A 17,792-nucleotide genomic window follows, 5' to 3' on the forward strand; every position below is an offset into this window, starting at 1 on the left:
AAAAATTATCAACCACAAATAAATGTGATTTTAACGTGGGTAGTGTTTTTTCGTTCACCCCGAGTCTTGGTTTCTAAACGTTGTAAATCCCTAACTGATTTCATATTACGATTTCCTTTCGAATGTCATTACATTGGTATCACGTGATGAGTCAAATATAACACGATTTATTTTTGATTCTTAATATGTGTCATATCTTCCTCGTGCCGAAAAAAAATATCTAATTTCATACTTAATTCGGCAAAGCCTAATTCTTTAGGAATTGCAATCAATTTTTTTGCCTCTAACATGGGATGTTCATTCATCAAGATTGAATTGATGAGCCGATCTATGAATCGCAATTTCAGCACAACTGCCATATCATCTTCTGTAGCCTTTTCAAGTACTGAAGCAATCAATCGTTTTGCCCGGGAATACTCACCTAGTTCAAACAGCCGAGTGATTAAATTATTAATTACAATCATATATTCATGCCGATAATTAAAGTCTGAAAGATATACACCGCCCGCTTCACCGACAATTCTTGACATCGTAATTAGTATATCTTTATCAAAAACATAAATACCGTAGTGTAATAAATACAGCTCGTTAATTCCCCATGGGTCACTTATAAATAGGTAGTCTGCAACTTTTTGCAGTTCTTTTCGCGCAACTGCTTTATTATCTAAAAAATCGGCTATGGCTGAAAATATTGTGAAAATATGATGTTCAATCACATCTTCAAACGTTTGATATTTTTTTAAATGTTTTTGGGCAATTTTTTTGACGTTTTCTGCGCTACTGATTTGCCAAGCTAGTGTAAATTCTTCTAACTCTTTCTCAACTCGTTCTTGTGCATACCCGCTGCGATATAAGTCATATTCTTGCATTGACACATGTAAATTATCTAATAAATCATAGAATCGTGAAAGCGAAATATCACTTTCACCACGTTCAAACTTAGCAACAAAAGATGCTGTCATATCAGTGCTTGCTGCTTGTTTTAAGGAGATGTTTTTTGATAATCGAATTTCACGAATAATATTTCCTTCTTGCATATTTTTCTCCATAGTCATTATATGACAATTTTATCATTTTATTATTTTTTTGTCATATGATTGACGGAAATACTTTTTCAGAGGAGTTTGACATGCAATTCAAATACCATCTTATACAATTAAAACACCTTTCTGTGGTTCAGGATGTGTTTTCGTTGATTATTAGTAATTCAACAAATGTACCACCTTGGGAATGGGAAATACATGTTTCCGGTGTAATTAAACAATTGAATCGGCATGCAGAGCGGTTAATTGGTGGTAAGTTAATAACAATATATCCATATAATGTTAAAGAGGTTGAATCCCTTAATAGCTCAAAAGCTAATGTATATTGGTTTTTATCAATGTATGCTTTTGAAACATCAAAAAATGGGGAGGCATACAATGATTGACATATTCCAAAATAGAAATATCAATAGGTTGTTATGGTCAAATTTTTTTAACGCAATTGGGACGCAAATCTTTAATATCGCGCTATTGGTGTATGCAGCACAACAATCTTACGCAACACTGGCAATCACGCTTGTCACATGGTCCAATTTCATTCCTGAATTATTCGCACCAGTTCAAGGTTACCATGCTGATAAGGTCTCCAATAAGTCAGCTTTGGTTTGGAAAATACATCTTATTCAGTCCATAATTTTCTTGATCTATGCCATGGCGCTATTACACCAACTTTCGATTCTAGCATTTATCGTTTTGTTAAGCCTTGGGATTGTGAGTGACTACTTTGGAGGAATGACTCTTTATCTGTCGCAACCACTAGCCAAACATTTTTTAGATGACAATCTAATTCGCCAATTTGTCAGTTTTAACTCAACTTTAAACCGTGTGATAAGTATCGCTGGACAAAGTATAGGTTTATTATTGTTATCAACCTTTCATCACAACTATGCTGTTTTAGCGTTAATTAACGCTTTCACATTTATCATTGCTGCACTATTTATTCGTAAAATACCTACCTATAAATTTAATGCAAAAGCGCCAACATCAGAAAATAAGCAAGCTAATTTTCTGACATCATTCGTGGCGGCGTTTAAAATTTTAAAACAAGAGAAATTTGTTGGTATTATTCTCGTCTTAGCCGTAGTCAATGCGTTTTTAGATGCCCTGGGATTAGTCATCAATATTGGCTTGCATAACTTTCCACAATTACAGTTTCAAAATTATTCGCTAAGTATATTAATCATTAATATCGTGTCTTCATTTGCAGCTATATTTGGTTCATTCATTATTATCCCGTTTCTTGAGAGGCAAAGTTTCTTCCAACTAAATTTTCTTGTGTTGTTGCTGATGATTATCCAGCTTTCAAATTTTGTGACTTTAAATAATTTTCTAGTTTTAATTACAACTAAATTTTTAGCAACATTGCTAATTGCTTATCAAGGTCCGAAGATTTCTGATATTTTTCTGAAACATTTTCCAATTGAGCAATTGGGAATCATTAGTGGTGTTTTAAATTTCATTTTGACGGCTGGTGGTCCAGTTGCACTTTTACTTAATACAGTCATTGCTAACATTAGTTCCACAGTCGCTGCCGTGAAAGTGACGCTAATGATACTGGTACTATCTCTCATGATTCTTATTTTCAATCGTAAACGAGTGCAGTAAAATAAGTATTAATTACGATACTGTGATTAGAGAAACTGTAATCGGTGCGCGTGTGGTGTTTATTTAGGAACTACTAACAAGGGGAATTTTGTTTGAAAGTTAAAAAAACATGCTTTTAGTGTACTTTTCGTTTACAATGAGTATTAAGATGAATAAAGAAGGTCGATAACGTATGAAAATATTAATGTACAATACTGTTTTGAAAGAATTACCCTTTGTTAAAGATTGGGCTGCCAAAACGGGGCACGAAGTGGTTAATTTATTCGAGCCACTATCTGTCGATAATGCTGCCAAAGCAGAATCGTTTGATGCGATTTCTACGCAACAAACGACTGCCATGCCAGCACCAATTTATAAAATTTTAGCTAATTCTGGTATTAAGCAGATTGCACTGCGTCAAGTGGGTTATGATGTTTTTGATCTACCAGCAGCATTTGCTAACAAGATTCGGTTGTCTAATGTGGCGGCTTATTCCCCTCGCGCAATTGCGGAATATACGCTCACACAACTTTTCAATATTTTACGTAATAGTAAAAAGTTTGACAGAGCGATGGCAACTGGCGATTATACTTGGGATGCTGGCGGCCAAGCAAGAGAAATCTATCAATTAACTGTTGCAGTCATTGGTGTAGGCCGTATTGGCAGTGCATTTGCACAAATGTTACATGCTTTAGGTGCCAAAGTTCTTGGGGTAGATCCGCTTTATCATGCACAAAATGAAGCCTTTTTAGAATACACAACACTAGATGATGCTTTGTCTCGTGCGAATGTGATTAGTTTTCATACACCTTTAAATGATGAAACCAGAGAACTTGCTGATCAGAGTTTCTTTGACAAAATTCAACCAGGCACGATTATGCTTAACATGGCGCGTGGTGAAATTGTTGACATGGCGGCCTTAGAGGCAGCTTTGTCATCTGGTCAGTTATATGGTGCAGCATTTGATGTGACACCAAATGAAAATGAATTCATGAATCAAAAACATGAACTATCGGAATTACCTGAAAATATTCAACGTCTAACAAAGTTAGATAATTTCTATTTGTCACCACACATTGCATTTTATACGAATACAGCTATCAAAAATATGGTAGAAATTGCGTTGAATGATGCTGTGGTTTTGGCAAATGATGGTTTCACGGAAAACGAAATCTTGAGGTGAAATATGAAAATTGGATTTATTGGTACTGGCGTCATGGGAACAGGTATTATCAATAATTTATTAAAATCAGATCATCAAGTGACTGTATATAACCGAACTGCCGCAAAAGCTGAACCGGTGATTGCTAATGGTGCTGTTTGGGCTGATACACCGGCTGAAGTCGCACAAGCTGCAGATATTACTTTTACTATGGTCGGTTATCCAAAAGATGTTGAGGATGTTTGGACAAGAAAAGATGGCCTGTTTTCTGGCGCAAAAACAGGCCATATATTGGTCGATATGACAACCTCAACACCCAAATTAGCTGAAAAGTTAGCACAAAGAGGAAAAAATCTAGGTTTTAAAGTGTTGGATGCACCAGTGTCGGGTGGTGATATAGGTGCTAAAAATGGCACATTATCAATTATGGTTGGTGGTGATGAGGCAGTATTTGACCAAGTTTTGCCAATATTAAAAGATGTGGGTCAACAAATAGTACATGCGGGATCAGCCGGCAAAGGTCAACACATGAAGATGAGTAATAACATTGGTGTTGCAGCAACAGTGATCACAATGGCAGAGTCAATGGTCTATGCTAAAGCAGCAGGTTTGAATATGGATGACGCCTACAATGTTTGGCGTCATGGAGCTGCTGGATCGTGGTCAGTAACTAATTATATGCCGCGCGTGATGGCGGGTGACTTTTCTGCTGGATTTTATGCTAAACATTTATTAAAGGATTTAAGAATCGCACTTGATGCTGCTAATGAAATGGCAATAGATTTGCCAGGAACTAAATTAGCAGAAAAACTCTTTGCACAACTGAGTGAAAATCATGCTGATGAAGGCGTGCAAGCGATTGTAAAATTGTGGTCTGCTTTTCAATAAGTAACAACATGTTTCACGTGAAACATGTTGTTATGATATTTATTCAAAATTTGTAATAGAAAAAGCCACAAAATCTCATGTTTTTGTGGCTTTTATGTATGACAATTTGGATAGCTTGTTAATTATAATTTATAGTCAGCCATAAGTTGTGCGATAACTTCTGCAACGCTTGTAATTTCATGGATGGTGGAAATACCTGTTCCCACTGAAATATAACCATTTTCAAGATCACCATCTAACATGCCGATTCGCATACCACTGGTTCCGTTCATTAACTTGCCGTTTAGTTCATACGCTGTTTCCATGTTTTGTGTTTTATCATTGATTACGAGTTGATCACGTAATTTTGTAGGCAATGACCGATAATAGGCAGGAGCAACTCTAAAGAGCTGCAAATCTTCTGCTGTTGAGTGAACAATTAATTCTTTTACATTTTGAGCAGCAGGATTTTCAATTGTTGGAATTAAACGTGATCCGACAAAAACACCCTCAGCACCAAGCGCAAAGGCAGCATTAACAGTGCGAGAATCGCTGATACCACCCGAAAGACAAACAGGTATATCAACTGAATCAGCAATCATTGGAATGATAGAAAATGAGCCTAGTTCATAGCTAGGTAAGGTGCCACCTTCGTCAAATCCAGTTGCAACATAGACATCAGCACCTTGTGCTTCAGCTGCTTTGGCATCTGCTATAGAAGGTTGCCACGAGCGTACTACAATTTTGATGTTATTATCTTTTAGTGGTTTTAATAGGGCTGGTTCAATACCAAATGTACCATCGAGTGATGCGCCAACTGAGTTGACAAAAGCAACAGGTACTTTTTCCTCAATGACAACATTTAAAACTTTCAAAGTGAATTCAGAAGTAGGTCCACCGTTACCACCAATTAAAGTTACGCCAAAGGGCTTGTTCGTCAAAGCCTTTACTTTTTTGATTTCAGTTCTCATTCTTTCAGCTGTTTCAGTTGCGTCATTTGTAATGCTTGTTTGTCCGGCATTCGGACCTAAAATACCTAGACCACCAGCGTTACTGACTGCAGCGGTGAATTCGGCATTTGTTAACCAAGACATTGGTCCCTGAATAAAGGGATATTTAATGTTTAAAGCTTCTGCTACACGGTTCATCGTTGATACCTCGTTATCTTTTTTTTCTTAAGTGTACTATGCTTGCTGGTGAAAGCAATTGTCAACACTGTGATAATTGCGTATTAACTAACACTTTGTGATATAATGCACTATAAGTAGGTGAAATCATGAATAAAAACGATTTGCGATTTATTAAAACGGAAGAAAACATTGTGGCATCTTTTTTAAAAATTCTAGAAAAGGAAGATTTCTCTGTCATTACCATTACGGAAATTTGTCAGCTTGCTCGTTGTAGTAGAAATACTTTTTATCTCCATTATCAAACCAAAGATGAACTCATGAACAACATTGTTAATGAAGTTTTATTACATTTATCAGATGAACTCGATAATCGGGTGACAAACATCGGACAAATAGATTTTCAGGTAACAGATTTGTATATAAAAGGTATTATTGAGAGTGTTAAAAAAGATCTCAATACCTTAAAAATATTGGTTTTAAAAGATTTAGGTCAATTTAGAAATCAATATGCCGACACTATTAATAAAACATTTATTAAGAATGCAGGTAAGATATCTGAAAAATCAAATACAGAAGAATATTACTTAATTACTGCATATTTATCTCATGCAATTACTGGTTTTATTTTTTATTGGATTCAATCATCCAACCTCACATTAGAAGAGGCGGAAGTTGTGTTATTGAAGCAACATAGCGCAGCTATTGAGGCTAGCTTGTATTTTTTAAAAAATTAAAATCATGTCAACTTGTCAATTAAAAATAGATAAATTGAGAAATATTTCACAATCGATAAATGGAATCGGACTTATGCAAACTTGTTACCCAAAAATTACTTCAATCAATTGACTCCAGCTGATACATTGTAAAAGGGAAGTCATTTATTTCAAACACCACGCACATCATGATAATGACCGAATCTGATAAATCAAGTCGCAGAATTTATAGCGGTGACTACTGACAATTATATTTAAATTAAAAAACGTTAGCCAGTGAACTAACGTTTTTTTAATTTAAATATAATTACTTGTTTGCCAATGTCAGACGCTTATGAATAAGATGCTCACCAGGAGCAATCTTAATTAGTAGATCAGCGAGATCGTAAATACTGATTTTGCTTTCTCCATTAGCATTATAAAGCACATAGTCTCCGCCGACATTATAATTATAGTTGGGTTCATCGGCAGTTAACTCAACTGCTGGACTGACAAAAGTCCAGTCAAAAGAGTGATCAGTTGTTAATTCTGTGTATAAATCATAAGCACCGCGAACCATATTTTGGAATGCTTCATCAGCGTCTACGAATAGCTGACGGTTAGTGCTACGATCGAATAGGCTACCAGCGCCACCAACAATAATGACACGCTTGGATAGTTTTTTGGCTAATTCATTAATCGCATGTGCACCATTAATGAAATCTGTATAAAGATTTGGATTTGTCCATCCTGGATTAAAAGTAGAGATAATTAGGTCAGTATCACTAATTTTAGAAGCTAGACCTTCCCAATCAGTTATATCGTGATTAATGACAGTCAAATTATCATTTGCATCAAAGCTACCATTTCTTGAAACAGCATAAACTTGATGATTATTTTTGAGAGCTTCCTTAACAGTAGCTTTTCCGACAAAACCACTTGCACCAATAATTGTAATTTTCATGTTGATCTCCTATAGCATATTCAGTATAATTACTTATAATAAGTAAGTTACTATAGTGTAAGTATACCTATTTCGCCAACTATTGTAAAGAAAAAGTGGTAAAAGTGTGGATTAGCATAATATTGAAAGTACTATGAAGCTATTAGTGATAGAAGTTTTCATAAAAGTAAGTATCTGTCGATTATATTTGTTGTCTCTTCGGGGTATTTTTCTTGACAATAAATGAACGATCATTTATTATTGGAATATGCGAAAAGTAGATACAAAAAAAATATATGATATTCAGCAAGCTGTTTATAGTTTAGTGGCTGAAGAAGGTCTGATAAATTTGAGCATGAGTAAAATTTCCAAACGTGCTAATGTTAGTCCTGCAACGATCTATATTTATTATGCAGATAAAAAAGAATTACTGTCGCAAATATATATATCTGTTAAGGATTTGTTGGATGATGGTTTAAATCAAGCACTACAAGAAGCTAATAATTTGCCTGACAAATTTAAAATTGGTTTACTACATTTTTCTAAATGTTTCCAACAATACCCTAAACAGATGACTTTTATGTGGGCACTTTTGAACAATTCTCAAGAGTTAACTGAAAAAGCTAAAAACTATGAAATTCAAAGATCAGCATGGATTTTAAATTTGATAGATGAGGCTATTGAGAAAAAAATGTTAATAAGTGACGACCCATTGATAATGCAAGCACTCACCTATGGTACACTGACAAGTTATTTGCAAAATGGTGGACATGATGTCGAACAAATCGTTGATTTAATTGTAAAAAAAATATTTAATGCATAATTTTTTTAAAATATATAAAATGAACGTTCATTTTAAAGGAGAAAAAACATGGGAAAAGTAGTTTTGATTACAGGTGCATCTAATGGTATGGGATTTGAAGCGGCGAAACTTTTTGCAGAGAATCAATGGATAGTCTACGCTGGAGCACGACGCTTAGAAAAAATGGCACCATTAGAACAACTTGGTATAAAAACAATTGCACTTGATGTAACAGATCATGAGTCTAATGTGAATTTTGTACAAACAGCTTTGAATGAGCAACATCATATTGATGTGTTAATTAATAATGCAGGTTACGGTGAATATGGTCCATTAGAGGAAGTATCACTTGAAAAAGCACGTACACAACTGGACACGAATTTACTTGGCGCAGCCGATTTGGCACAATTAGTTTTGCCAGCCATGCGGGCAAAACGTTCTGGTAGAATTGTGAATGTTTCCAGTGTTGCAGGTAATTTGTACACGCCGTTGGGTGGTTGGTATCATGTCACTAAATTTGGCCTAAATGTATGGAGTGATGTGTTAGATTCAGAAGTTAAACAATTTGGTATTCGATCAGTGATTGTGCAACCTGGTGTGACAAAATCATCTTGGGGGAAAATAGCTTTTGAAAATGCACGTAAAAATCTCACCAAAGACTCTGCATATGAAAAACTAGTGACTAGCACGAGTAATTTTCTAGAACGCTCAAGTTCTGGGGCAACATCAGTCGATTTGGCTAAAGTATTTTATCGTGCAGCAACGGACATAAAACCAAAACAACGATATTTTAATTCAACATCAGATCGTTTAGCAGTATATATGGCACGTAATCATCCTAAAATTTGGCGGTCGATTATAGATCGTGCTATTAAAAATAAGTAAACATCATTAAATAGTGTGCCCTAGCTTATATTAACAGAACGCTTAACGGGTTTAAGCGTTTTTTATTGCCTGAACGTATGATTCAACATCATATGAAAGAAGGTATCACACATGAAAAAAATAGTAACAGGTTTACTGACACTGAGCGTTGTTGGGGGCATGGCAATTAATACTGCAAGTGCAGCAGTCATTGGCGACGATTATCCAGCAACATTGAAACACGCAACACCAGATTCGATAGTGGACAGTTGGACAATGTATAATCGTGAATGTGTGTCTTTTGTGGCGTGGCGCTTGCATGCACATAATCAATTTGAATTGCCACGTGGCTTTGGCTCTGCTTTGCAGTGGGGACCACAGGCAAAAGCTAAGGGATATCGCGTTGACAATACGCCAAGTGTTGGTAGTGTGGCTTGGTTTGGTGCGGGACATGTCGCTTGGGTAGCTGAAGTATCAGGAAATAGCGTGGTGATTGAAGAGTATAACTACAATTATAATCATAATTACTACCGACGAACGATTGATAAAAATACAGTGTCTGGTTTTATTCATTTCAAGGACCTTGGCGACAAAGCTGTTGCAAGTAAGACAACAACGCCAAAACCAGCCGCAAAAAATACAGTCATAGCCATAGGAACTCATGTTAAGTTTGCTGGTGTTTATCAAGTTAACGTGGTAAACATCAATAAAAACAGTGTTGCTAGTGATAAATTATCAGGTGGTAAATCAACAACACTAAATCTTATTGATGCGGTTCCGCTGGATGAAACAACAGCAGGCGGGGCTAAATCGGGTAATCAAGTGTTGGCCGTGGGTGAATACTTTAAAGTGAACGGAACGTATCGTGTATTAGCTGTTGATCAGCCTTCTAATGGTATAAAGGTCAAAATTGGATCTTATGAAACATGGTTAGACATGAGCCAAGCTACACCTGTTTAGAAATATATTATCAATTAAAAAGGAGAGGGCAAACGCCCCTCCTTTTTGGTTATTTTGTAAGATATTGTGCTAAGTCTTGCTCATTGTTGATGTTTTGAATTTTACCGTCATACTTTATTTGAAGAGAACCATCCTTTGTCACTGTTAAAACGTTAAGACCGTTTTTATGCGCTTGAATATAGGCTTTTCGCAAGTTTTCTGGTATTGTTGGGAAATCATCTGCTAATGTGTTGTGATGGCGAGAAGCCAAAATTTCTAAGCCGCGTTTTAAGCCAAATGTTATTAATGAGTCGTCTACAATGTAATTACTGAGGTGTGCCCCGATTGTTAATGTTGGGTCTTGAACGGCAGAATGCGCAAAATCAAGGGCTTCTTGGAAGTCAGCTTGTTGTGATACTGGTGCTGATTGTACAATGTCTGCTAATCGTGTTAGTAATTCCTCAGCGTATGTAGCAGCTGAGGTTGGCAATGGCTCATTTGGATGTTGAAGAGATACGACGTGATTGATCGCACGCGCACCATCTAACTTGTGTTTTTGCCAATCAGTGGGATTCAAAATAGCATCTATAATGAGTAAATGTAAGAAGCTCAAAGCAGTTTGTGATATACCATCTTGTGAGAACGGATCAATATCAAACATTCTAAATTCAAGATATTCCGCGCCATTTTGTACAAGATTATCTAAGTCACCGGAAGCTTTTAGACGTACTGGGCCATAAAATTCACTTTTATCATAAAATTCACCGTTAGCGATGTATTGTTTAATTTGTTGAATATGAGTATTAAAATCAGTGTAATCAACCAAAATGTCTGGTCGATTAACAAAACCAAAGTCACTTGAACGCCAAGAACGCACAGGTTGGATTTCATGCCGATTTTCTGGTAAAGCATCTGCTGGGTTTTCGCTGACTGGTGCAGCACCAAATAAATAGGTTAATAGCCAACGATAGCCAGCAACTTGTTGTGCAATCTGAAAGAACAGTTGATTTTTAGCAACAACTGGGGATGTTATAGCATGTTGTTGCGCATACCAATCAATGATGTCTTCACTAGGAGAAAAGTTGACGTGAATACCGGCCATAATATGTTGAAAACTGCCATAACGTGCGAGTAATCGATCACGATAATCTTGATACCATGGACGTTCAAAGTGTGTATTTAAAAAGTTGATATCATCATCTGTGAGCAAAGGGGGCATTGATAAAGGCCAAATGATTTCGTCATCAGCTAGTTCTTCACTGAGCATGACTTGTAGTTCGTGTAGATGAGTGCGCGCTAGTGCGGTAGATAATTCAGGCGCGGTTACGACCTCTTCTTGACTTTCTGAAAAATCTGTTTGGAAATAAGGTTGCGTGCGACGATCGCCAAGTGTTTTTGGATGTGGTTGTCGGGATAACGTCTTACTACCAACTTGAATACGATGCTCTTCAATTTCAATACCAAAACGACCGGCATAGACAGAATCAACTGTATGTTTCGGAATGCGATTGTTGTGTAAGTTAGACATAATTTTCCCTCACAAAATTGTATTTATTATAGTTTACCTCATTTTAGCTAATAAAGGGGAGAATAGATAGTGATAAATGATCATCTAATCTAACGACGATTACTAGCAGTTGATTTAATGTGATGTTTACTTTATTATTAGTATATCGTATATGCTAAACGTTACGCGAAAGCATTGTGATCAGCAAAATTCGCTCTAATTCTTAAGAATTAGAACGAATTTTTGCGTCAACAATCAATTGCAAATGAATAATGGAGAACAACAGGTGAGTATATTTCAACTTTTAAATATATTTAATGCAATAACATGGCCAATATTTGAAAGTTGTGTGATGATTATTTGGTTTAGTACGTTTTTAGGTCATTATCGGTTTTCTCAGCGTACTCTAATCATAACAACGATTGTGTTGTACGTTATTAATATCATTGGGAATAGTTTTGAATCACCTATACTGCGCGCGGTTGTTGCATCAACGTTATCTATTCTTGTGTTGTTTTACATTGGTTGGCGACAACGTATTATCAGAAATAAGCGAGTACTTTTACTTTATACGATCATTAGTTCGCTGTTAACCTATTGGGTTGTTAATTTTGAAATGAGCATGACTTCTCTTATAACTGTCCCACCCGCTGTTAAAACAAGTTTGGATTTATTGGCTAATGTCTTGGCAATGGTTTTTGCGTTTGTGTTTAGCCGACTAAAGTATGAATGGTTAACCGAAACATTTTTAGAACGACATCCGACACAATTGAAGATATTACTCATTTTGAGTCTATTTTTAAGAGGACTAAATGACGTGTTGGCTTATCTGTTTGCCGTGCAACATTTTTTTGGTTCAATTTGGTGGGATTTTTTCCTACTAGTAATTATCTTAGCGATTATAGTTGTACCATTAATCAGTAATCATCACGAATTATTGCTGGATAAAATCAATCAACATGATTCTGAGATAGCCGCTACGCAAAGTTACACACAACAACTAGAATCGAAATATTCAGAATATCGGTTTTTTAAGCACGATTATCAGAACATATTATCTAGCTTAGAATATAGTATTCAGGTAGAAAATATGAGTGATATCAAGCATACATATTATTCAGTCATTCAAAAGAGTAATGCATCTTTGCCTGATCCGAAAATGTTAAATTTAAAGGATATAGCAGATGTTAATTTAAGAAGTGCAATACTTGTGAAGTATCAGATAGCAGTTGAAAAACAAATCAAATTCAATGTGGAAATTGATTTGTTATTTCAAGTGCCAATGCTTCAAGGTGATTTAAATTTTTATCGTGTGGTTGGTATTTTGCTCGATAATGCCATCGATGCAGCAGAGCAAACCGCTGACGCGACTATTACTGTTTTACTGATAAATTCTGAAGAAATAGTTATTATGAATAGTTGCACGGGTATGGTGGACTTGGAAAATGTTTTTAAAGATGGCTATTCATCAAAAGATAATCATAATGGATTTGGCTTATTCTTTGTGAAACAATATGTAGACCAACATAAAAATATGACACTCACAACAATTGCCGAGGAAAACAAGTTTATACAAAAACTCATATTGGAGGCGAATAGCTAAGTGAATTACTATTTATTAGAGGATAATTTGATACAACAGCAGCGAATCAAAAGCATTGTGGAGACATGTCAAATTTTTGACCAACCGGATTCTTTTTTAGCTGCAATACGAGCGGATAAACAACCTAAAATAATTTTAGTAGATTTAGAAATTAAAACAGTTGTTAACGCCGGTTTAACAGTAGCCAAAATGATTAGGGAATTCGACATTTTATCCCCAATCATTATTGTGACAACACATTCAGAAATGGCGATGCTAAGTTATAAATACCAAGTCAGTGTGTTAGACTTTGTTAATAAATTACAAAATGAAATAGAGTTTAAACAACAATTAACCTCAGCGCTAACCACAGCGAGAAAACATATACAAATACAATGTGAAGAGGAAACAGATATTGTCGCTTTGCAAAATGGTAAGAAGGCTGAATATGTTAACTTAAGTGATATTGTTTACGTAACTTGCAGTGATGCAAAAAGCCATCAGTTGACAGTTTATTGTGAACAAAAGGTTATACAGATACGTGCGACAGTTAAAAGCTTACCAATATTACATCAAAATTTGGTACGAATTCACGCGGCATATGTTGTGAATAAAGATAAATTAGTATCATTTGATTCAGAAACAAATATGATAGTACTCAGTAATAAAATAACATTACCTTGCTCAAGGAAATATTTAAAGCACATTCGCAAATTAGTTGAAACAAAAGCCATCAACTAATTCACAATACTTTTGAAAACATGATTGAAAACCCTTATAATGGGTTTTAGTTTAAGTATAGAATATTGGCGTTCATTGGTGTACGCTCTGGAGAATATAAATATGCAAGTTGCAATTATTGGAGCTGGTCCGAGGGGACTTGCGGTTGCTGAACGTCTTATTAATTTAGTAGACGATCAGACACAAATCAATGTTCAAATTTACGATCCATATGCGATTGGTGGGCGTGTATGGGATCCTTTTATCCCTAAAAATAGGTTCTTTTTGATGAATACTGTTGTTGATCAAATTACTTTGTTTAATGACGAGTCGATTGAAAACGGTGGGAAACCTTTACCAGGGCCAAATATGTTGCAATGGTTGGAAAATGAAGCGGAATCATTTATAGTAGCGCATCCAGAATTTGATGAACAATACAAACGTGAGGTTACAGAGTTAAAGCTGTCAAAATCTTTTGCATCACGAGGCATGATGGGAATATATGCTGCCTGGTTTTTTGAATGGCTAACAGGTCGTGTGCGTCACAAACAAACGCTTAATTTTAGTAACCAAAGTGTTAATAACGTACAGCGATTTGGCAAAACGTTTGAACTGGAATTATCTGATGGTACTCGAATATTATCTGAGCATGTTGTTATGGCATTGGGACATTCAGATAATTATTTAACATCTGAAGAGGCCATGTTTGCTTCATTTGCGGAGAATCACCAATTACGTTATATAGGCCCTAAGCACCCATCTGAAACTGACTTATCAGCTTTTGATGAAAATGATAACGTGATTATCCGCGGTCTGGGATTGAGCTTTTTTGATTACTTAATTGCATTATCGGTCAAAAAAGGTGGTAAATTTGAACGGAATAATACAGGTGAATTAGTATATTATCCTTCAGGTCATGAACCACATGTTATAGCCGGCTCACGTGGCGGATTTCCGTTGCATGCACGTGGTGTAAATGAAAAATCAGCAAGTGAATTATATGAGCCGCGCTTTTTTACTTTACCGGCTCTGGATGCGCTACGTGCTGCAGGAAATGGACATCTTGTTTATAGTGATTTTGAGAAATTAATTGTCAAAGAGTTGACGTATAAATACTTATTAAATCGTATTCATGCAAAAGATAGTCAACTGACATATGATCAAGCCGAAACTTTAAAAAGTGCCTTATCAACTAGTGCAGATTTAAATGATACAGTGAAAAAACTGGGTTTGGATAATATACCAAAATTTGACCTCGAGTTAATTCGTAATCCTGCCCGTGATTTACCGGCAGGGACCAATTATAGAGAGTGGTTTTTGCAGTACTTAGAAGATGATATTAAAGATGCTCGTCTTGGTAATAAACATGCACCCTATGCTGGGGCGTTTGATATTTTACGTGATATGAGAGATCGTGTACGTTATGTAGTTGAACATGATTATTTTTCTGCGGATGAATATGAAAAATTCATGAATCAATTTAAGCCCTTAGATACACTTGTTTCAGTTGGTCCTCCCTTGGAGCGTGTTGAACAATTGAGGGCGTTAATAAAAGCTGGTATTTTTGAAGTCACTGGCGCCGATATTAAAGTAACAGTCGAAAATGATATGTTTGTTGCCCGTGACATTTTGGGTCAAGAATTTTATGGGAATGCATTAATTGAAGCTCGTTTGGGAGCCATAGATATTGCGCTGTCTCGTAACCCATTAATTGTTAATTTACGCCAGAACGGCATTTTTGTACAGCCAGTGCGTACAAGAGATGATGGCTCAACATATAAATTAGGTTCAGCGAATGTTGATCGTCGCACTTTTGAAGTAATTGATGCATCAGGCAGCACTGTTTCTCATCTTTATGTTTTTGGCATTACGCTAGAAGGTCTGAAATGGTTCACAACGGTTATTCCAAGACCTGGTGTTAATACACTTATTTTACGTGAAAGTGCTTGGATTGCAGAATGCATTTTGGCTCATGCATAATAATGACACGACATGATAAAATTATAAAGAGATAGCAGGTTTATTAGGTGACACGCTAATTATAACAAAGGAATATAAAACGATTAATGGCAGACATTCGGTTAATTGCAACAGACTTAGATGGGACGTTTTTAGCAAATGATAAGACATTTAATAAGGCGTTATTTCGTACTGTGCTTGAAAAACTCAAAAGCAAAAATATTCAATTTGTTATAGCAACTGGTGTACATCAATCACGCATTGACATACTTTTGGCAGGCTTCTTAAATGAACGAATAGCTTACGTTACGAATAACGGGGCACGTGTTGTTAATGCTAGTGGTAATATTATTTATGAGCGTACGCTTGCTGTTGAAATATTACAAGAAGTACAACAATTGTTAGTGGCATTTCCAGTTAAACCTAACCGTGGCTTGGTTTATTCGACAGATAAAACAGCATATGTTCCTCGAGCATATGCTGATATCATGACACAAGATAGAAGAAGGTATTTTAAAAACATTATCTTTTTTGATGATGTACTTGAAATTAAAGAGCCGATTTTTAAGGTAACGATGAATTGGCAGGATTTTGACGAAAGCCAGTTTTATGAGTCAGCACGCCAGGCGTTAGGTGATCGGGTACATGTAACGGAGACCGGTACAGGCGCAATTGATATTGTACCAAAAGGTGTGAATAAGGCTGTGGCGTTGCGTGTATTGGCTGATGATATGGGCATTAGCATGTCTGATATTGTGGCCTTTGGTGATGGTGAAAATGATCTCGAAATGTTAGCTGCAGTTGGACGACCATTTATTATGCCAACAGCTAGTATTGATGGTCAATTTGATCCAGTCATTGCGGATAATAATCATGCTGGCGTTTTAAAAACAATATTAAATATTATTTGAGAATGACAAAAACCGTAATTTTAATACGCTCAATGAATGCGTATATTTGAAATTACGGTTTTTGATATTTTTGAATAAAGGCTAATTTTGATGCATGAATCGTTGTATTATCATAGTCTTTTGGACCGTGGACACCATTATCTACCCAATGTGTTGTAATCTGATGACCAGTGACTTGACGATAACTATCAGCAAGTTGAACGCTTTGAAGATAAGGAACAACTGGGTCTTTTTTACCAGCAATCAACATTAGCGGAGGCATATCCTTTGAAAAATAGGTTGCGGGATTACTTTGGGCAACTAAATCAGGGACACTGGCTGGCGCATGATCATGTAACATGATGCCTTCAAAAGATTGCGCTGTACCTGTCTCTTGAAACTGAGGTTGAATATTAAGTTCTTGAAATTGCCGTGTAAATTGATCAACCTGATAAGGACCATAAAGACCAATCACACTAGCTATTGCTGGGAAATTTTGATTAGTGAGTGTATCGGCCCATGTACCTAAGGTGTATTTTTTTGAAAAAGTAGCGGCAGCTAGAACGGCTAATTGTGCGCCACTTGATTCACCGATTAGTGTTATATTGTGTGTATCTAGTTGGTATTGTTGTGCGTGTGCTATTAAATACTGCAATGCTGCTCTAATGTCATCGATTTGATTAGGAAATTGGCTCTCATACTGTCTATTGAGTCGATAATCAAGACTAATAACAGCAAATCCATCAGATAAGAAACGTAGACTTGGATTCAGTTTTTCTGATGATTTTTGACCACGTAATAGGCCACCGCCGTAAATATCTACAATGACTGGAAAACGTTTTTTTCCAGCTGGCAAATAAATGTCTAAGCGTTGTCTCGTATCAGAGGCATAAGCAATATTTAAAAAGGTTTTTTCAGCTGTTATGGGTATAATGGCTGGATGAAAGTCGTATAGCTTGTCTTTAAATAACATATAAATTCCTCCAAACGGTATATCATTAAACTCATTATACAAAAAAATTCGTCATAATATTGTTGAAACCGCTTACATTTTGTTGTATACTGAATACATAAAGGATTGTTACCATGCAAGTGGGCAAAACCTGGC

At 36.0% G+C, this 17,792-nt stretch carries 17 protein-coding genes; 12 read left to right on the forward strand and 5 right to left on the reverse strand.

All coding sequences use genetic code 11. The annotated features are described in order from the left end of the window. Positions 1–167: 167 nt before the first annotated feature. Positions 168–1,037, reverse strand: coding sequence for an Rgg/GadR/MutR family transcriptional regulator (locus K5Q13_RS04875; protein ID WP_220740520.1), 870 nt, complete (start codon positions 1,035–1,037; stop codon positions 168–170). A gap of 92 nt (positions 1,038–1,129) precedes the next feature. Here K5Q13_RS04875 and K5Q13_RS04880 point away from each other — a divergent pair, with 92 nt between their 5' ends. The 4 genes from K5Q13_RS04880 to K5Q13_RS04895 all read left to right on the forward strand — a co-directional run bounded on the left by K5Q13_RS04880 (position 1,130) and on the right by K5Q13_RS04895 (position 4,677). Further along, positions 1,130–1,429, forward strand: coding sequence for a hypothetical protein (locus tag K5Q13_RS04880; protein WP_220740523.1), 300 nt, complete (start codon positions 1,130–1,132; stop codon positions 1,427–1,429). After that, entirely contained in the window at positions 1,422–2,648 is a 1,227-nt protein-coding gene (locus K5Q13_RS04885; RefSeq protein ID WP_220740525.1) for an MFS transporter, read from the forward strand. The genes K5Q13_RS04880 and K5Q13_RS04885 overlap by 8 nt, the downstream gene beginning before the upstream one ends. A 172-nt stretch (positions 2,649–2,820) precedes the next feature. Continuing rightward, entirely contained in the window at positions 2,821–3,810 is a 990-nt protein-coding gene (locus tag K5Q13_RS04890; RefSeq protein WP_220740527.1) for a D-2-hydroxyacid dehydrogenase, read from the forward strand. Between the two features lie 3 nt (positions 3,811–3,813). Further along, positions 3,814–4,677, forward strand: coding sequence for an NAD(P)-dependent oxidoreductase (locus K5Q13_RS04895; RefSeq protein ID WP_220740529.1), 864 nt, complete (start codon positions 3,814–3,816; stop codon positions 4,675–4,677). Between the two features lie 122 nt (positions 4,678–4,799). Here K5Q13_RS04895 and K5Q13_RS04900 read toward each other — a convergent pair whose 3' ends face one another. Further along, positions 4,800–5,804: an NAD(P)H-dependent flavin oxidoreductase gene (locus K5Q13_RS04900; RefSeq protein WP_220740532.1), complete on the reverse strand. Its 1,005-nt coding sequence runs from the start codon at positions 5,802–5,804 to the stop codon at positions 4,800–4,802. Between the two features lie 128 nt (positions 5,805–5,932). On the opposite strand from K5Q13_RS04900, the gene K5Q13_RS04905 reads away from it, so the two are divergent. After that, positions 5,933–6,520, forward strand: a complete 588-nt coding sequence (locus K5Q13_RS04905) for a TetR/AcrR family transcriptional regulator (RefSeq protein WP_220740534.1) — start codon at positions 5,933–5,935, stop codon at positions 6,518–6,520. Positions 6,521–6,806: 286 nt separating this feature from the next. On the opposite strand, the gene K5Q13_RS04910 is transcribed toward K5Q13_RS04905, so the two are convergent. Next, positions 6,807–7,442, reverse strand: a complete 636-nt coding sequence (locus K5Q13_RS04910; RefSeq protein WP_220740536.1) for an NAD(P)-dependent oxidoreductase — start codon at positions 7,440–7,442, stop codon at positions 6,807–6,809. Between the two features lie 247 nt (positions 7,443–7,689). Between K5Q13_RS04910 and K5Q13_RS04915 the strand changes: the two genes are divergently transcribed. The 3 genes from K5Q13_RS04915 to K5Q13_RS04925 all read left to right on the forward strand — a co-directional run bounded on the left by K5Q13_RS04915 (position 7,690) and on the right by K5Q13_RS04925 (position 10,047). Next, positions 7,690–8,244 carry a TetR/AcrR family transcriptional regulator gene (locus K5Q13_RS04915; protein ID WP_220740538.1) on the forward strand — a complete coding sequence of 185 codons (555 nt, stop codon included), beginning with the start codon at positions 7,690–7,692 and terminating at the stop codon, positions 8,242–8,244. Between the two features lie 48 nt (positions 8,245–8,292). Beyond that, positions 8,293–9,108, forward strand: coding sequence for an SDR family NAD(P)-dependent oxidoreductase (locus K5Q13_RS04920; protein ID WP_220740540.1), 816 nt, complete (start codon positions 8,293–8,295; stop codon positions 9,106–9,108). Between the two features lie 111 nt (positions 9,109–9,219). Next, complete coding sequence (locus K5Q13_RS04925) at positions 9,220–10,047, forward strand: CHAP domain-containing protein (protein ID WP_220740542.1); 828 nt, start codon at positions 9,220–9,222, stop codon at positions 10,045–10,047. A gap of 49 nt (positions 10,048–10,096) precedes the next feature. Here the strand turns inward: K5Q13_RS04925 and K5Q13_RS04930 are convergent, their stop codons facing one another. After that, positions 10,097–11,554 carry a glutamate--cysteine ligase gene (locus K5Q13_RS04930; RefSeq protein WP_220740544.1) on the reverse strand — a complete coding sequence of 486 codons (1,458 nt, stop codon included), beginning with the start codon at positions 11,552–11,554 and terminating at the stop codon, positions 10,097–10,099. A gap of 265 nt (positions 11,555–11,819) precedes the next feature. Here K5Q13_RS04930 and K5Q13_RS04935 point away from each other — a divergent pair, with 265 nt between their 5' ends. From K5Q13_RS04935 to K5Q13_RS04950, 4 genes are all read left to right on the forward strand, one after another. Further along, positions 11,820–13,136: a sensor histidine kinase gene (locus K5Q13_RS04935; protein ID WP_246574184.1), complete on the forward strand. Its 1,317-nt coding sequence runs from the start codon at positions 11,820–11,822 to the stop codon at positions 13,134–13,136. Beyond that, positions 13,137–13,856, forward strand: coding sequence for a LytR/AlgR family response regulator transcription factor (locus K5Q13_RS04940; protein ID WP_220740546.1), 720 nt, complete (start codon positions 13,137–13,139; stop codon positions 13,854–13,856). It begins immediately after the preceding gene. Between the two features lie 102 nt (positions 13,857–13,958). Beyond that, a complete protein-coding gene (locus tag K5Q13_RS04945) occupies positions 13,959–15,815 on the forward strand; it encodes an FAD/NAD(P)-binding protein (protein WP_220740548.1) in 1,857 nt (618 codons plus the stop codon). Between the two features lie 86 nt (positions 15,816–15,901). Then, the gene (locus K5Q13_RS04950; RefSeq protein WP_220740550.1) at positions 15,902–16,705 is read left to right on the forward strand and encodes a Cof-type HAD-IIB family hydrolase; all 804 of its coding nucleotides are present in this window, start codon (positions 15,902–15,904) and stop codon (positions 16,703–16,705) included. Positions 16,706–16,757: 52 nt separating this feature from the next. On the opposite strand, the gene K5Q13_RS04955 is transcribed toward K5Q13_RS04950, so the two are convergent. Next, positions 16,758–17,657: an alpha/beta hydrolase gene (locus K5Q13_RS04955; protein WP_220740552.1), complete on the reverse strand. Its 900-nt coding sequence runs from the start codon at positions 17,655–17,657 to the stop codon at positions 16,758–16,760. Between the last annotated feature and the right edge of the window lie 135 nt (positions 17,658–17,792).

The organism is Leuconostoc miyukkimchii, assembly GCF_019656055.1.
Lineage (GTDB): Bacteria > Bacillota > Bacilli > Lactobacillales > Lactobacillaceae > Leuconostoc > Leuconostoc miyukkimchii.

Bases quoted from the DNA above. Each gene is read 5' to 3' on its own strand.
- K5Q13_RS04895 (WP_220740529.1), top strand. From the start codon at position 3,814: ATGAAAATTGGATTTATTGGTACTGGCGTCATGGGAACAGGTATTATC.
- K5Q13_RS04925 (WP_220740542.1), top strand. From the start codon at position 9,220: ATGAAAAAAATAGTAACAGGTTTACTGACACTGAGCGTTGTTGGGGGC.
- K5Q13_RS04930 (WP_220740544.1), bottom strand. From the start codon at position 11,554: ATGTCTAACTTACACAACAATCGCATTCCGAAACATACAGTTGATTCT.
- K5Q13_RS04950 (WP_220740550.1), top strand. From the start codon at position 15,902: ATGGCAGACATTCGGTTAATTGCAACAGACTTAGATGGGACGTTTTTA.
- K5Q13_RS04910 (WP_220740536.1), bottom strand. From the start codon at position 7,442: ATGAAAATTACAATTATTGGTGCAAGTGGTTTTGTCGGAAAAGCTACT.
- K5Q13_RS04900 (WP_220740532.1), bottom strand. From the start codon at position 5,804: ATGAACCGTGTAGCAGAAGCTTTAAACATTAAATATCCCTTTATTCAG.
- K5Q13_RS04955 (WP_220740552.1), bottom strand. From the start codon at position 17,657: ATGTTATTTAAAGACAAGCTATACGACTTTCATCCAGCCATTATACCC.
- K5Q13_RS04890 (WP_220740527.1), top strand. From the start codon at position 2,821: ATGAAAATATTAATGTACAATACTGTTTTGAAAGAATTACCCTTTGTT.
- K5Q13_RS04880 (WP_220740523.1), top strand. From the start codon at position 1,130: ATGCAATTCAAATACCATCTTATACAATTAAAACACCTTTCTGTGGTT.
- K5Q13_RS04875 (WP_220740520.1), bottom strand. From the start codon at position 1,037: ATGCAAGAAGGAAATATTATTCGTGAAATTCGATTATCAAAAAACATC.
- K5Q13_RS04915 (WP_220740538.1), top strand. From the start codon at position 7,690: ATGCGAAAAGTAGATACAAAAAAAATATATGATATTCAGCAAGCTGTT.
- K5Q13_RS04945 (WP_220740548.1), top strand. From the start codon at position 13,959: ATGCAAGTTGCAATTATTGGAGCTGGTCCGAGGGGACTTGCGGTTGCT.
- K5Q13_RS04920 (WP_220740540.1), top strand. From the start codon at position 8,293: ATGGGAAAAGTAGTTTTGATTACAGGTGCATCTAATGGTATGGGATTT.
- K5Q13_RS04905 (WP_220740534.1), top strand. From the start codon at position 5,933: ATGAATAAAAACGATTTGCGATTTATTAAAACGGAAGAAAACATTGTG.
- K5Q13_RS04885 (WP_220740525.1), top strand. From the start codon at position 1,422: ATGATTGACATATTCCAAAATAGAAATATCAATAGGTTGTTATGGTCA.